Source organism: Mesorhizobium sp. C277A, from assembly GCF_040324395.1.
GTDB lineage: Bacteria > Pseudomonadota > Alphaproteobacteria > Rhizobiales > Rhizobiaceae > Mesorhizobium.
The window spans coordinates 35,205-50,814 of the sequence record NZ_JAMYVW010000004.1 but is presented as its reverse complement, the minus strand read 5'-3'; the positions used below and the strand labels follow the sequence as shown (position 1 = coordinate 50,814).

Annotated in this window: 12 protein-coding genes and 2 pseudogenes; 10 read left to right on the top strand and 4 right to left on the bottom strand. The window is 58.1% G+C overall.

Annotated elements, in window-relative coordinates; translation table 11 throughout:
• Positions 1–318: 318 nt before the first annotated feature.
• The 3 genes from NKK52_RS29840 to nifA form a co-directional block, all read right to left on the bottom strand.
• Positions 319–1,359 (bottom strand): LLM class flavin-dependent oxidoreductase, encoded by a 1,041-nt coding sequence (locus tag NKK52_RS29840; RefSeq protein ID WP_081726232.1) that lies wholly within the window; start codon positions 1,357–1,359, stop codon positions 319–321.
• 88 nt (positions 1,360–1,447) lie between these two features.
• Entirely contained in the window at positions 1,448–2,587 is a 1,140-nt protein-coding gene (hisC, locus tag NKK52_RS29835) for a histidinol-phosphate transaminase (protein ID WP_031204294.1), read from the bottom strand.
• Positions 2,588–2,821: 234 nt separating this feature from the next.
• The gene (nifA, locus tag NKK52_RS29830; RefSeq protein ID WP_023685026.1) at positions 2,822–4,585 is read right to left on the bottom strand and encodes a nif-specific transcriptional activator NifA; all 1,764 of its coding nucleotides are present in this window, start codon (positions 4,583–4,585) and stop codon (positions 2,822–2,824) included.
• A gap of 1,157 nt (positions 4,586–5,742) precedes the next feature.
• Here nifA and NKK52_RS29825 point away from each other — a divergent pair.
• The 3 genes and pseudogenes from NKK52_RS29825 to NKK52_RS32290 all read left to right on the top strand — a co-directional run.
• On the top strand, positions 5,743–7,071 hold the full coding sequence (locus NKK52_RS29825; protein ID WP_023727109.1) for a dicarboxylate/amino acid:cation symporter: 1,329 nt from the start codon (positions 5,743–5,745) through the stop codon (positions 7,069–7,071).
• Positions 7,072–7,375: 304 nt separating this feature from the next.
• On the top strand, positions 7,376–8,407 hold the full coding sequence (locus tag NKK52_RS29820; RefSeq protein WP_023672231.1) for a LacI family DNA-binding transcriptional regulator: 1,032 nt from the start codon (positions 7,376–7,378) through the stop codon (positions 8,405–8,407).
• Between the two features lie 291 nt (positions 8,408–8,698).
• Positions 8,699–8,926 (top strand): annotated as a pseudogene (locus NKK52_RS32290) (IS1634 family transposase); the annotation flags it as partial.
• 80 nt (positions 8,927–9,006) lie between these two features.
• On the opposite strand, the gene NKK52_RS29815 reads toward NKK52_RS32290, so the two are convergent.
• The gene (locus tag NKK52_RS29815; RefSeq protein ID WP_023685028.1) at positions 9,007–10,032 is read right to left on the bottom strand and encodes a LysR family transcriptional regulator; all 1,026 of its coding nucleotides are present in this window, start codon (positions 10,030–10,032) and stop codon (positions 9,007–9,009) included.
• 237 nt (positions 10,033–10,269) lie between these two features.
• Here NKK52_RS29815 and NKK52_RS29810 point away from each other — a divergent pair, with 237 nt between their 5' ends.
• The 7 genes and pseudogenes from NKK52_RS29810 (at position 10,270) to NKK52_RS29780 (ending at position 15,563) form a co-directional block, all read left to right on the top strand.
• Positions 10,270–10,863 carry a NodA family N-acyltransferase gene (locus tag NKK52_RS29810; protein WP_023685029.1) on the top strand — a complete coding sequence of 198 codons (594 nt, stop codon included), beginning with the start codon at positions 10,270–10,272 and terminating at the stop codon, positions 10,861–10,863.
• Positions 10,860–11,519, top strand: coding sequence for a chitooligosaccharide deacetylase NodB (gene nodB / locus NKK52_RS29805; RefSeq protein WP_023685030.1), 660 nt, complete (start codon positions 10,860–10,862; stop codon positions 11,517–11,519). Before NKK52_RS29810 ends, nodB begins: the two co-directional genes overlap by 4 nt.
• 13 nt (positions 11,520–11,532) lie before the next feature.
• The gene (gene nodC / locus NKK52_RS29800) at positions 11,533–12,891 is read left to right on the top strand and encodes a chitooligosaccharide synthase NodC (RefSeq protein WP_023687361.1); all 1,359 of its coding nucleotides are present in this window, start codon (positions 11,533–11,535) and stop codon (positions 12,889–12,891) included.
• Positions 12,892–12,904: 13 nt separating this feature from the next.
• Positions 12,905–13,534, top strand: a complete 630-nt coding sequence (gene nodS / locus NKK52_RS29795; protein WP_023685032.1) for a nodulation methyltransferase NodS — start codon at positions 12,905–12,907, stop codon at positions 13,532–13,534.
• A gap of 37 nt (positions 13,535–13,571) precedes the next feature.
• Positions 13,572–13,805, top strand: a pseudogene (locus NKK52_RS29790) (carbamoyltransferase N-terminal domain-containing protein); the annotation flags it as partial.
• A 54-nt stretch (positions 13,806–13,859) separates the two neighbouring features.
• Positions 13,860–14,771 (top strand): nodulation factor ABC transporter ATP-binding protein NodI, encoded by a 912-nt coding sequence (gene nodI, locus NKK52_RS29785; protein ID WP_023685034.1) that lies wholly within the window; start codon positions 13,860–13,862, stop codon positions 14,769–14,771.
• Between the two features lie 3 nt (positions 14,772–14,774).
• The gene (locus NKK52_RS29780) at positions 14,775–15,563 is read left to right on the top strand and encodes an ABC transporter permease (protein ID WP_023685035.1); all 789 of its coding nucleotides are present in this window, start codon (positions 14,775–14,777) and stop codon (positions 15,561–15,563) included.
• Positions 15,564–15,610 lie beyond the last annotated feature (47 nt).

The following is a 15,610-nucleotide window of genomic DNA, read 5'->3' as shown; positions in this document are numbered from 1 at the left end:
ATAGCGCCGTAGCGAGTGACGGCTTTGCCACCGACGGGCCGCTGATGAAGCTGGATTAGTGGGCGCCGCACCGACGCCGCCCCGGGCGAGAAGAACCTCCTGCGGCTGGCTATGGGCAACGACTAGCGCCAGCGCGACGAGCAGACGCGTGCCGGCATCGTGACGCGCTCGGCTACCCTCTCCTTAGGATCGTGCATGTTCACACGATGGCCCAGACGCCAGCCAACGCACAAAGCTGGTATTCTGTGCCGCCTGCTCGTCGTCAGTTTGGCCTCCTCCCGATTGCCCGCCCCACCACGTGCAAGCTCGAGCACATGGTCAGCCAAGTCGAGCCATGATTTCGGATTGAATGGTCCTCGCGGTGTAAAGGGAAGCATCTAGCGGCAGATTTCCAAATGCCATTTGACAAAGCAGGTAGTTGGCACCTGCCTCTTCCAACTGATCTAGCAGAGCTTTTCGCACAGACTCTGCTGATCCTACCACGCACAATTCACTCTCGACTGCCGCATCGAAGGTTAGCGGCAAGTTTGGTGGAGTGGGGATAGCGTTAAGCTCGTAAAGGAATTGGAAGCTCTTGAGCCAGCGTGCGTAAGCAGGTGCCGCGAGCGAATAGGCATGTGTGTCACAACGCCCAATCACGACCATGCGGAGCAATCCGACAAATCTCCCTTGATCCTCCCCGCCTGCGTTGTCCTCTCGATAGGCGCGGAACGCATCAGTAGTTTTGCGAACAGAAGAGGAAGGTCCTACACACGCGATATTTGTTCCATTCGCAGCGGCCCAAGCTGTGGACTCGGGTCGATTGGCAGCGACCCATGTGGGCGGATGTGGACGCTGATGAGGTCTTAGCGTCAAAGGAACGTCATTGAGATCAAAATGGCGGCCTTGATAGCATAGCGTGCCGACCTCCCTCGAATTCACAAGTATTTGCATAAGAATTTCGCTGGCTTCGGCATAACGGCCCGGCACCGCGTCCGCACCAATCCCGAAGTAGCCCAATTCGGTCGGGAGAGCACCGCGCCCTATGCCCAGTTCGAGCCTGCCACCGCTCAACTGGTCCAGCATACAGATCTCTTCGAACGCACGCAGCGGATGATAAAGCGCAAGCAGCATCACCAAGGGTCCGAGACGCAAGCGCCGGGTGCGCTGGGCGACGCTCGATAAGAACAGATTCGGCGATGGACCTCTCCCATGGGGAGTACAGTGGTGTTCTGCGAGATGATAGGCATAGAACCCCAGCTGATCGCACGCCTCTGCTAATATCAGGCGATCTTCGTACTGCCGGCCTATATCGCGGCCATCCTCATCCAAATGATCGAAGATGCCGAAAGCCAGGTTTGAAGGAAAGACGTTTGTCACTCTTTAAGTCCCCGATTTTAAAAGCAGGCTGTTTTCTTGCTGGGATCACCAGCAAGTCGGAAGAGATGTGTGTGATCGCCGATTAGCGTCAGCGTAACGAAGAAGCAGAGCCTGACGCTTCCCTGCCTCTGGAGCTTGGCACCGTTAAGCTTCCAGCAATGTCGCCAGCGGCAGCAAGAAATTCATCCATCTGCTCTTTTGTGCCGATGCTGACGCGGATACAGTGTTCCAAGCCTTTGTCCGGAAAAAACGCGACAAGTATCTTTTGCCTCTCCAATGCTGCTTGCCACCATGAGCCGTCCTGTCCCGCGGGCACACGGGCCAGCAAGAAATTTGCGCGGGAGGGTGTTACGGAAAATCCGAGTTGCGATAGTGCAACTGTCACTCGCTCTCGTTCATCCTTGATGTGCTTGTGGTTGTCTGCGTAGGCGCCGCGATGCGCAAGCACGCTGATACCAACGGCATGCCCGATCACGTTCATGTTGAAGACGTTCTGGATGTTTCGCAGCCTTCCAATAATTTCAGGGTGACCGAAACCGAAACCGACGCGAATGCCGGCGGCGGCATAGCTTTTCGAGAATGACCTCAAGATCAGAAGGTTCGAATACCGGTTGATGAGGCGCAGTCCGTGATCGGGTGCAAAGTCGACGTAGGCCTCATCGAGGACAATCAAGCGGTCCGATTGTGCTACGAGGCGTTCGATATCGCTTATCGGGAGGAATGTTCCGGTCGGATTGTTTGGATTGGCCAACATAATAAACTTGGCGTCTTTTGCCGGACCAGAAAGCAATTGCTCCATTGGCAGGGAATGAGCTTGACATCCGATTTCGAGGAACTCAGCGCCCTGGAGCATGGCAAGTTTGCGGTTGAACGAAAACCCTGGCGACATCATCGCAACCTTGTCGCCGGGTGCGAGGAAAGCTCTGTAGATCAGTCCGAGCAGTTCAGACGACCCGTTGCCAGCGATGACCTGATCCCTGGAAACGCCATAGGCGCTGGACGCTGCTTCCCTCAGTCTGAAGTTATCGTCATCCGGATATAGATACTGGCGCTTGAGGGCCGCCACTGCACTTTGCATTATGATTGGCGGCAACGGAAACGGGTTCTCATTCGTATTCAGCTTGATAAAATTTGCGTTCGGCGCTGGTCCGTTGGACGGCAGAGCATCCAACTGTCGTGTCACTTGCGAAAGAGCCGAAAGCACAGTTTGCAGTTTTGCGTCGGACATATTTAACTCCGTTTCAGTCACACAGGGGCATCCGCATGAGCTCGCAACGAGAGCAACATGGCGGACGGGATTGGACGATGGCAGGGTTGCCTTTCACACAATGGTCGCAGCGCCGGCTGACATGGGAATTCAGCCACCTGTCCTCGGTCGAATCGAGTTGACGCGCACGCGGATCTGCATCGCTGCGCGGCGCCAAGGCGCTAAGCTGCTCAGCTCATGCCCAGGGTCATGCTTTCAAAGACGCTTGATCTCGACGCCGTATTTCCTCAGCACGTAGCCAATCTGGCGCGGGGTCAGCCCAAGCAAGCGCGCTGCCTTTGCCTGCACCCAGCCACATCTTTCCATGGCAGCAATGACGCGCTCTATATCGGGCGTCCTCGCGCCAATTGGGTGGGTTGCGCCGGCAAGTGGGTTAGTCGCGGCCGAACTGGCGGCCTCGTCCGGGGGCGTGGCCAAATTCGCTGACTCCGGCATGATCGGCGGTGGTTGCAGCGCGGCCTTGCCCGATCTGCACTTCCACAGCGCCTCGGCAAAGCATTGGCCTTGGGAGCAGGCAAAGTCGTTTCTCCCGATTGACAGTCCCTCGGCCAGGATCGCTGTCCGGTGCACGCAATTTTCAAGCTCGCGAATGTTGCCGGGAAACTCACATTTCATCAGCACTTCAATCGCACGCGGATCGAAGGTGAGCGTACAGCCGTTCTCGTCGTTGAACTTCTTGAGAAACTCAGCTGCGAGGAGCGGAATATCGCTGCGCCTTTGGCGCAATGCTGGTACCAGCAAGGGAACCACGTTGATGCGGTAGTATAGGTCGGCGCGGAACTCATTCCTTGCAACCGCCTCTTCCAGGTTCCTGTTCGTGGCGGCAATCACGCGAACATCGACCTTGATGGTCTGATTGCTGCCGACGCGCTCAAACTCCTGCTCCTGCAGCACGCGCAGTAGCTTTGCCTGGAACGAGGCCGAGATCTCGCCGATCTCATCCAGAAACAACGTCCCCTTGTCAGCGAGCTCAAAACGCCCCTTGCGGGAATTGAATGCGCTTGTGAAGGCACCCTTCTCATGACCGAACAATTCGGATTCCAGGACTGTCTCTGGGAGCGCTGCACAATTGAGTTTAACGAAGGGCCGCTTGGCGCGCGGCGACAACTCGTGAATTGCCTTGGCAGCCAGCTCCTTCCCGGTACCGGACTCACCTCGCAACAGAACTGTGGTTTTTGCCTTCGCTACGACCGCGATCTTCTCCAGCAGGGCGCTTATCGCCGGACTGTCACCAATCATCCCCTCGACGTGGACCTTTTTGCGCCGGGGTGCAGGGTGCTTAACATCAGAAAATTTCGTTTGCAGCCGATGTTCCAGCTCCGGCGTTCGCTCGCGGTCGACCGCGGAGAAGCGATGCAACTTGACTGTCTGTCCCACCATGTTGGCAATCATGGTAAGCAACCGGACATCATCGTCGAGCCGATAGCTTGACCTACTTTCCAAAACCCGGTCCAAAGTCAGCGCGCCTATGGCGTTCCCATCAACACGAATGGGAACGCCGATGAACGACACGGTGTCGGAGGCCCCAAGCACCTCGATATCAGCGGCAGTGAAGGTCGGATGCATCACTATGTCGTCGGCGACAAGCGGCGTGTCGGTCGTCACAATCTGGTCGATGGCGTTGCGCGGCAGGCGCGAGCGGGAGGGCTCATTGCCGTTCGTGCCGCAGCCGCTGGCCACTGTGATGTCCAGTCCGCCCTCGGCATCGCAGAGAGCGATGATGCCGTGCCGCATCTGCACAAACGAGTGCAGGAGATCGACTACCTTGGCCAACTTGAGTTCGAGCCGGGCGGCATCGGCGAGTACTTTCGATATTTCGAAGATGCCGGTTAGCGCGCGCTCGTGCAATGCCACACTCGCAGGATTCGTGTCGGACTTTGGACAACCCTTTATCGCATTCGGCAGCGATATGCCGCAGTCGCGGGCATTCTGTTCTGACTTGCTAATGTTGTGGTGCATGTGATCCTCGATCTCGCGCCATCAAATCTAGGCTGGCGGCATGTGCGCCGCGACATCGTGGGCACGCGCGAAAATGCTCCGACGTGAACTCGTGCCGCCGCCGTGTGGTCGAGTGCAAAGCGGGTCTAGCCCTGACGCATCGCTTGGCTACTCCCTCCACGAGGCTTGGCCATGTTATTGGCTTGCCCCGGGCAAACACACGTTGTTTTCAAAAGACTGGAGCGAGGCGGCATAGTCAATCGAGCTTTCTTTCATCTGTGAAAGGAAACCTCGCGGCCTATGATAGGATTCATCAGTTCTATCTTTGCGATGAAGCAGAAATACCTGGGCCGGCCATGCGTTGCCCGAGCGGCTGACCGCGCGGAGTGTAAATGCGGGGCCGTGCCATTCACCAGCGCCCGCGAAGGAGGGTCGGGAGCGATAATAACCGCCAACGGCACTGGTCGGTTGCGGCAACCGCCATCTTTCTCGAGTTGATCAGGCGGCGGCGATGTCGGGTGTGAAGGCGCGAAGCTGGCGTTGAGTACGACTTCCTAGGCGGTGCTCGCAACTTCTGAATCGCATCGTCGTGGTCAGCACCATCACCGGCCTGGGGCCGAAATCGGCGCACTCAATGAGCGTATCGAAAAGTCTGAACAGATTACGATGCGACCGCTTGAAAACGGCTGCCCCTGCTGCGGGCGTTGATTTGCAAAATGGGTCGTCCAAAAGGCCGTCCGAATTTATTCTGTGATTGCAGTGGCTGCATGGTCGTAGGCTGTCTAGAAACGAGCGCTTCCGAACAGGGGTAAGTTAGCCTGTCATCTGGACGGCCTTGAACAGGCGACCTATTGGTACGCGCTGGCGCCAACGATGGGGCCCGGTCCAAAGCCGGCCAACGAGGAACCCACCACGCTCTGTGCAGCAAAACCGCTAGCCAGAGGGATCGACCGGCGGCACTCTGCCACAGACCATCAAGGGCGTTGGGACCGCGGCCTTGCCCGCTGGTCTGACACCGCATTCCTCCATCATTGGCGAGCCCACATCAGTTCAGGTGATCGGATTCATCTGGCATGGGTATTGCGGCGGCGTTGGTGCAGCGTTCGACCGGAGCGCCGCGATAGGGAGAAGCCCGGGAGAAGTCACGCCACCTCGATCCGGTCAGGGAGAGAGAAACAGTGTCAGCTGCACAAGTCCGCGGCGCGAGTCCCGCGCCCCGCAAACCCTTGTACACCAAGCTCTACGCCCAGGTGCTTGCCGCCATCGCGCTCGGCGTCGCAATTGGCTATTTTTATCCGGAGACCGGCGAGAGCCTGAAGCCGCTGGGTGATGCCTTCATCAAGCTGGTCAAGATGATCATCGCGCCTGTCATCTTCCTGACAATTGCGACCGGCATTGCCGGCATGAACGATCTTCATAAGGTCGGCCGGGTCGCCGGCAAGGCAATGGTTTATTTCCTCACCTTCTCAACGCTCGCGCTGATCGTCGGCCTCATCGTCGCCAATGTCGTCCAGCCTGGCGACGGCCTGAACATCGATCCGGCCTCGCTCGATGTCCAGGCCGTGAATACCTATGCCGCAAAAGCCAAAGCGCAGTCGGTCACCGGCTTCCTGATGAACATTATCCCGCCAACGATCGTCGGTGCCTTCGCGGAAGGCGACATCCTGCAGGTGCTGTTCTTCTCGGTTCTGTTCGGCATGGCGCTTGCGATGGCCGGAGAGACGGGCAAGCCTGTCGTTTCCTTCCTCCAGGCGCTCATTGTGCCTGTCTTCAAGCTCGTCGGAATTCTGATGAAGGCCGCGCCGATCGGCGCTTTTGGCGCGATGGCCTTCACCATCGGCAGATATGGCATCGGTTCGGTAGTCAACCTCGCGATGCTGGTCGCGACGTTCTATTTCACCGCCTTCCTCTTCGTGTTCGGGGTTCTCGGCGCAGTCTGCCGTTACAACGGCTTTTCGATTTGTTCTCTCATTCGTTACATCAAGGAAGAGCTGCTGCTTGTCCTCGCAACGTCCTCCTCGGAGGCGGCGCTCCCGTCGCTGATGGAGAAAATGGAGAAGGCGGGCGCCAGGCGTTCGGTTGTGGGTCTCGTCATCCCGGCCGGATATTCGTTCAATCTGGACGGCACGAATATCTACATGACGCTAGCGGCTCTCTTCATCGCACAGGCGACGAACACGGATCTGTCCATCGGCGATCAGGTGCTGCTGCTGCTCGTAGCAATGCTTTCCTCCAAGGGCGCTGCAGGTGTGACAGGTGCGGGCTTCATTACCCTGGCGGCTACGCTAGCGGTAGTTCCGAGTGTTCCCGTTGCTGGGATGGCACTGATACTCGGCATCGACCGATTCATGTCCGAATGCCGGGCGCTGACGAATTGCGTCGGCAACGCAGTGGCATCCCTCGTCGTCGCACGCTGGGAAGGAGAGTTGGACCGAGCACAGATGAAAGCTGCCTTCAGCGGTCATCAGCTTACCGAGGCATCAAACCGGCTACCCTCCTGCAAGTAAGGTGGGCGGCCCACGACCTGTGAAGTCGCTTAGCTGGTCACATAACTGAACGACCGACCCGCAGCCTCTAAACGGCTCCTCACGGACCATGTATCAGAAGCGCTAAATGTGTGAGTGCAAATCGTCACCGCCCTTTAAGCGAATGAGCCTTTCAGTATACCCGGCCGGTTTACGTCTGCAATGATGTTCGTCCAACACGCTGTGCCCATTCGTATGGGGACGTCTTCACTTTGCCACCCGAAACCGAAACGCGTTAGGCGGACAGAGAGCCGGCCCGCGTCAAAAACCAATCAGAATAGGACCTATGACCAAGCGCCCCACAATTGCCGATCTCGCCCGCGAAGCCCGAGTCAGCGTAGCAACGATCGATCGGGTTCTGAACGCCCGCCATCCGGTGCGCGAGGAGACCGCGCGGCGGGTCCACGACGCCGCCCAGGCGATCGGCTATCATGCTGCCGGGCTAATCAAGCAGCGGTTGCGGCGAGACCTACCGCACTACCGTCTGGGCTTCATCTTGAGAAAACCGGCCCAGCATTTCTACCAAGATTTTGCGCGCGAGGTCGAAGCATCGGTCAATTTGGCCCAGTCCTTCCACGGCATTCCGCTCGTCGAATTCGCCCCGTCACATATGCCGAGCGACCTGATCGCGCCGCTCAAGGAGTTGGGCGCACGCTGCCATGCAATCGCGATGGTGGCACCGGACCACCCGAAAATCACAGCAGCGGTTGAGGACCTCAAGGCCAAGGGCATTCCGGTTTTCTCGCTGCTTTCCGACTTCGCCGCCGGCGTGCGACAGGGGTATATCGGCCTCAACAACCGCAAGGTGGGGCGCACGGCCGCTTGGATGGTGTCCAAGGTCGCAAAACGGCCCGGCAAAGTGGCGGTGTTTGTCGGCAGCCATCGTTTCCAGGGGCACGAGCTCCGTGACGTCGGCTTTCGCTCCTATTGCCGTGAGAACGCGCCCACGTTCGAGGTGCTGGATCCGGTCATGAACCTCGAGAAACGGCAGATCACCTACGAGGCAACGCTTGATCTCATGCAGCGGGAGCCCGAGCTCGTCGGCTTCTATGTCGCCGGCGGCGGCATGGAGGGCGCCATCTCCGCGCTCCGAGAAGAGGGCAAAAGTCGGGATCTCGTCGCGATCGTGAATGAAATCACACCTGAGTCTCGGGCAGCGCTTGCAGATAACATCGTCACGATGGCGGTCGCCACGCCAATGCGCCGGCTTTGCCAGGAGCTGATAACGCTGATGACACGGGCTATCGAGACCGGCACCGCTGAAACACCCGGACAGACATTTCTGCCGTTCGACATCCATCTGCCGGAAAATATATGAAGGCGGAAGCGCGAGGTAGATTGCCTAGATCCGCAGCGTCAACCTCCACCGGCTTCACTTGCCAACATGCCCCACGTTCTCGTGCAGGGGGTGTGGTCAATGATCCCGCACGGCAAGAGCCGAGCGAGGCCAGCACAGTCCATTTGGGGTCGACCTCGTCGACCGCCATCTCCTCGCCTGGCTGCACGTGAAAAGCCGCGGCACAGCCGGCAAGGTAGGAATTTAACCGGGCTAACCATCTTCTGGGACTTCGCACGCAAATCGAGGCGGCAGTCAATTCAGTAGCAGCCCGGGCGTGTGTTCTGCTCGTTCCGGCCCCTCGCACTTAGCAAGGAACTGCGCCGCTCTGCCGGGCCAAAGGCCCGACGCCCGAAGGGCAACCGCTCCTACGCGATCGCGTCCGCCTCCAGAAGCCGCCATCGAAAAGAATGCTCGCGTCGTCACCACCTACGGCCAAAGCGGGCAATCAAGGCAGCTGGCATCACTCTGCCACACATCCTCGACGAGCAACTCGCCTGAGATCAGCCCCAGAACGTAGGTAACACGCGCCGCGCCGGCGCTTGTCGAACATGCTGATCAGCCTGTCTTACAGGCGGTGATTAGGTGGGGCTCAACATCTTCCGGGACTTCGCACGCGATTTCGAGGTGGCAGTCGGTACCAAGAAACGAAAGGTCGGATCGGCGTGCCCGAGACGCTCAATGATTTCAGGCAAAGGCGCCAGGCGAGATGCCTCCTGCAACATCATTTCCCGCATCCACATGCTTGCCGGATCACTATTGTGAAGCTCAGGCCATTGGACGGCTTCCGTGAATGCAGGAGGAGGAAGTGGCGGCGGAAGTTGGACAATCCGCAGGGGTGTTGTTTTTGCGAAATGCTGCGCCAGCCGTAAGGGCATGGTCCCGATGCGGTTGGTGCCTGACAGGACGGGCGGGATCAGGCTAAAGCCCTGTACGACAACTTCGATACGTCTCTCGAAACCGTGCTCGAGCAAATACCATTCCTCCATGGTGGGCTGCCGGGTGTGCCTGAATTTGAGCACAACATGTCCCATGCACAAGTATCGCTCGAATGTAAGTGGCTCCGACAGCTGCTTGTTCGTGCCGCAGCCTACGCCTACGAGCTTATCTTCGAACAGGGCTGCGCGAGGATGTTTCGACATGAACACTTCCGGCATGATCAGAAAATCAACGTCGCCGCGCCGGAGAAGCTCCTCGGGGTCGTCGCAAATAGGCAGACATTCAAAGCGAACGGCGGGAGCTTCCCGCGCAGCGCGCTCTACTATCGTCCTAAAAAATACGAGCGTGATGTAATCGGAAAGCATGATTCGGAAGAGGCGATCCGATTGGGCCGGGTTGAAGGCGTCGGGGGAAATAATCGATAGCTGGATGTGCAGCAATGCATCCCGGACTGCTGGAGCGAGCCCGTCGGCGCGCGGTGTCAAAATGAGCTCGCGGCCGTTCATCGTAAATAGCTCATCGTTGAAATAGGCGCGTAGCCGAGCAACGGCGGCGCTCATGGCCGGCTGGCTCAGGTTGATACTGCGAGCCGCGGCAGTGACTTTACGCTCCCTCATCAGAGCGTCCAGCACAACGAGGAGATTTAGATCCAGCCCTTTAAAACGCATGTCATGTTCTATCCAACGTGTGGATGCGTATCATTCAAACAATCAATTTTACGAATTTACGAGCCATGCATTAGAGGAACGGAAAGTGAGCGACGTCAAGCTCAAATCGACGACACGGGCCGGAACTCGAGAGAGCGTCTGGCTCACCTTCGCCAACGACAACGGCTGAGTGCAGCCACCAACGCCGCTTTGGTCGAGTAATGCGGCCGCAAAAACCAATATGAAGAGAGGTCCTGAATGCGCCATCAGGTGCAGTGGAAGTTGTGCTGGGAAAACGAGTTGCAGCTCTCCGATCACGTTAAGCTCGCCGAGTTCTTTCGTGATACGTACGGGCCGACTGGGGCGTCCAACGCAGAACCGTTCGAAGGTAGTCGAAGCTGGGCCGGAGCCAGGCCTGAACTCCGCGTAATCGCCTATGATTCAAGCGGTGTAGCGGCTCACATGGGCATACTGCGCCGTTTCATCAAGGTCGACGCGGTCGACCTGTTGGTGGCTGAACTGGGCCTGTACGGGGTACGTCCGGACCTTGAGGGTCTGGGAATCGCCCATTCAATCCATGTCATGCTTCCAATACTGCAGGAGCTTGGCGTTCCATTCGCTTTCGGAACGGTCAGGGACGCGATGCGGAATCATGTTGAGAGGTTCGGACGGCGATACAGCCCTATGGCCGTTTTGTCGGGAATTCGCGTGCGCTCCACCCGACCAGAGGCCCGCCTCGACCTGCCGCCCACACGCATCGATGACGCACTCACAATTGTTCTGCCAGTTGGACGGCCGATCAGCGAATGGCCCACGGGCACGATGATAGATCGGAACGGACCAGAGCTATGAGCCGGTCCGATTGCTTGTACGAAGTGCGCCGTGAGTGCTCTGACGGCACCGGCCGTCGAAGCGTTTATCTGACGTTTGACGACGGTCCCAATCCACTTTTCACACCGGAGATTCTCGACGTGCTGGCAGAGCAGCGGGTGCCGGCGACTTTCTTCGTCATCGGCGCCTACGCCTTAGAGCACCCATATCTAATCCAACGGATGATCGCAGAAGGGCACGAGGTAGGCAACCACACGATGTCTCATCCGGATCCGTACCAATGCGGTTTCGGCGAAGTGCAACGTGAGGTCTTTGAAGCGAACGACGCGATCATGAGAGCGTGCCCGCAGGCCTCGGTCCGCTTTGTTCGCGCGCCCTACGGCGCCTGGAGCGAAGAAGTCTGCACAGCATCACAGATCGCCGGGCTGGCGGCCCTTCATTGGTCCGTCGACCCTCGAGATTGGTCTCGCCCTGGAGTCGAGGCGATTATCGATAAAGTGCTCGCCTCCGTCCGGCCGGGCGCAATTGTACTCTTGCACGACGGATGCCCTCCCGGCGAGTTGAGCCAGGGCGCTCACGCCGGCATGCGCGACCAGACGGTCACGGCGCTGTCCCGGCTGATTCCAGCACTGCGTGAGCGCGGATTTGTAATCCGCTCACTTCCTCAACATCACTGAACAACGAGATCCCATGACTCTTCTTGGTACAACCAGCACTGTGGCCATTTCGCTTTATGCACTGCTCTCGACTGCCTATAAGAGCATGCAAGGGCTTTATGCTATGCCGACAAAGGATTCGTCGGCGTTGGAGGTTCTCGCCGGCTCCGACAAACTGCCCAGCGTCGATGTCATCGTCCCCTGCTTCAACGAGGATCCGCGCACGCTTTCAGAGTGCCTGGCTTCCATTGCAGACCAAGAATACGCCGGAAGACTTCGGGTCTATTTGGTTGATGACGGTTCTGGAAATCGCGAAGCCTTAGGAACTGTCCACGAAGACTACGCGCGCGACCCCAGGTTCGACATCATTTTGCTTCCCGAGAATGTTGGAAAGCGCAAGGCGCAGATCGCCGCGATACGACGCTCATCAGGGGATCTGGTGCTTAACGTTGATTCAGACACGGTACTCGCGCCCGACGTCATTTCCAAGCTTGTACCGAAGATGCGAGATTCAGCGGTCGGCGCAGTCATGGGTCAGTTGACGGCCAGTAACCGAACCGAGAGCTGGCTGACCAGGCTGATAGACATGGAGTACTGGCTGGCTTGCAACGAGGAGCGCGCGGCACAGGCTCGCTTCGGTGCCGTTATGTGCTGTTGCGGCCCATGTGCCATGTACCGCCGGTCTGCGCTCCTTTTGTTACTGGACCAGTACGAGTCGCAATTTTTTCGGGGCAAGCCAAGCGACTTCGGTGAGGATCGCCATCTCACTATCCTGATGCTGAAAGCAGGCTTTCGAACCGAATACGTTCCGAGCGCCATCGCGGCCACAGTCGTTCCGAACAGACTCGGACCGTATCTGCGCCAACAACTCCGTTGGGCACGAAGCACATTCCGGGACACACTGCTTGGGCTGCGCTTGCTGCCTAGCCTAAATAGCTATCTCACGTTGGACGTGGTCGGACAGAATCTCGGCGCGCTACTCCTCGCCCTATCGGTATTAACGGGCCTCGCACATTTCGCACTGACAGGCACTGTGCCTTGGTGGACAGGACTGATGATTGTGTCCATGACCATGCTCCGATGCAGCGTGGTAGCATTTCGTGCTCGACAATTTCGATTTCTTGGCTTTTCGCTGCACACGTTCATCAACGTCTTTCTCTTGCTTCCGTTGAAGGCCTACGCGCTGTGTACCTTGAGCAATAGCGATTGGCTGTCGCGAAGCTCTGCTGTCGCTACATCGAACACTGGGGGAAAACAGGCCCCCACCCAAGCTCCGATCACTGGTTCCAGCAGGGCAGAACTCTCGCCCCATTCGGCTCCGCTTCGCAGGCTCAGTCTTGCGCGGGATTCTTCGGAATTAGTCCTGTCGGACAACATTTGCGGCGACGATTGATCGCAAATACCTAATGGACGAGAGGTGCACGAGTTTGACCCAGAACGTGAATCATCAGTTGCTTGATCGGGAATTGGCCGCCGACGATCCGTGGGGCCTCGACGGCAATCCATTCGAGCGGAAGCGCCACACGCAAATGCTCCAGCTGGCGCTTGCCCAAGGCTCCATTACAAATGCCCTCGAAGTCGGGTGCGCTGCCGGCGCATTCACGGAAAAACTAGCCCCCTACTGCCAAGGGCTCACCGTCATCGATGTCGTGGCGCAAGCGATTGCTCGAGCACGTCAACGGATAAAGGAGCCGTCGCGCATCAACTGGATAGTCTGCGATGTTCAACAGTTTTCGACCGACGAGTTGTTTGACGTGATCGTTGTGGCGGAGGTCCTCTACTACCTCGGAGACATAGCCGAGATGCGCGCGGCCGTCAAAAACCTGGTGCGGGTGCTTGCGCCAGGCGGGCATCTGATCTTCGGATCGGCAAGGGATGCTAATTGCCGTCGCTGGGGTCACGCCGCTGGTGCTGAGCCGGTCATCGCCATGCTGAACGAAACGTTGATCGAGGTAGAGCGGCTTGAGTGTCGGGGCGAGTCGGTCAACGAAGACTGCTTGCTCGTCCGTTTCCGGAATCCGATTTCCGCTTCCTGATGAATCTCGAATCTATCGCCGTTAACGTGGAGACACTATGCGCATCTGTGGTACCAAGCTGACCCATGATGGGGCGATCGCCCTGGTCCAGGATGGACGGCTCGTCTTCTGCGATGACCAGGAAAAGCGGCACAACGATCCGCGATACCAATCCATCGATAATCTCGACGCAATTGTCGCCGCTTTAGCGGAGCAGCGGCTAGATCCTTGTGATGTCGATCAGTTCGTTATCGACGGCGGGGATGACGAAGACGAGTCACAGTTTCAGGTCGGCAGGGAACCAAGCAACCGCCAGTTTTGTCGTCCCTCTCGGTAAAATGAACCCATGTCCATGATAGCGATCGACCTTACTGACGTAAGCAAAACTTATGACAAGCTCGTTGTCGACAGGCTGTCGTTCCGCGTTGCGGCGGGGGAATGCTTCGGGCTCTTGGGACCGAACGGCGCGGGCAAAAGCACGATTGCGCGTATGGTCCTCGGCATGACATCGCCTGATGCGGGGAAGATTACTGTGCTCGGCGCTCCAGTGCCGGCGCGCGCGCGTTTGGCACGTATGCGCATCGGCGTGGTCCCGCAGTTCGACAATCTTGATGCCGCGTTCACTGTACGCGAGAACCTGTTGGTGTTCGGGCGCTACTTCCGGATGAGCAGACGCCAGATCGATGCGGTCATACCATCGCTGCTTGAGTTCGCCCGCCTCGAGAACAAAGCGGATGCGCGCGTCGCCGAACTGTCCGGCGGCATGAAGCGGCGCCTGACGCTTGCGCGTGCGCTCATCAATGACCCGCACTTGCTGGTGATGGACGAGCCGACCACCGGCCTCGATCCGCAGGCCCGCCACCTGATCTGGGATCGGCTGCGGTCGCTGCTGGCGCGGGGCAAGACTATTCTTTTGACTACCCATTTCATGGAAGAGGCCGAGCGGCTGTGCGATCGGCTGTGCGTTATGGAGGAGGGGCGCAAGATCGCCGAAGGTCGCCCGTCCGAACTCATTGACGAGCAGATCGGCTGTGACGTGGTGGAGGTCTACGGCGGCAATCCGCATGAACTGGGTGCGCTGATCCGGCCGTACGCACAGCGCATCGAGGTGAGCGGTGAGACGCTTTTTTGCTATGCACCCGATCCGGAGCAGGTGCTGGCGCAGCTACGCGGGCGCACGGGTCTACGCCTTCTGCAGCGTCCCCCCAATCTCGAGGATGTGTTTTTGCGGTTAACCGGGCGCGAGATGGAGGACTGAACAATGGGCGAACGTTATGCGGCGGGCATGCCCGCCAATGCGTGGAATTGGGTCGCGGTTTGGCGCCGCAACTATCTTGGATGGAAGAAAATCGGGCTTGCATCGGTTCTCGGCAACCTCGCCGATCCGATGATCTATCTGTTCGGTCTCGGCTTTGGCATCGGAACAATGATAGGTCCTGTTGAGGGCACTTCGTACATTGCGTTTCTCGCGGCTGGCATGGTTGCCACAAGCGTGATGGCATCGGCGACCGCTGAAACGGTCTACGGGAGTTTCGGCCGCATGGGCGACCAGCGCACCTGGGAAGGAATGCTATGCACTCAGCTGACGCTCGGCGATATCTTACTCGGCGAATTGGCGTGGGCAGCCACGAAGGCCCTCATGGCGGGCACAGCAATCACTATTGTTGCCACCACGCTCGGCTACGCATCGTGGCCATCCATCCTCTGCTTGCTGCCAGTCATCGCTCTCAATGGCCTCGCCTTCGCGAGTCTAGCGATGGTCGTCACGGCGCTTGCGCCCAGTTATGAATATTTCATATTTTATAATACGCTTGTTATTACACCCATGCTGTTCCTTTGCGGCGCGATGTTTCCGGTCAACCAATTGCCCGGCGCTTTTCAGTATGCTGCCTCCTTATTACCGCTCGCACATGCAATCGACCTCATTCGTCCAGCGATGCTTGGCCGTCCGATTGACAAAATGGGCCTGCATATCGGCGCGCTTTGCATATACACATTTTTGCCCTTCTTCTTTTCGATTGCTCTTTTTCGTCGAAGGCTGATGCGTTGACGCTACTCACCATTCGAATTGAATGTTTGGTCGCAACCCATTCACAC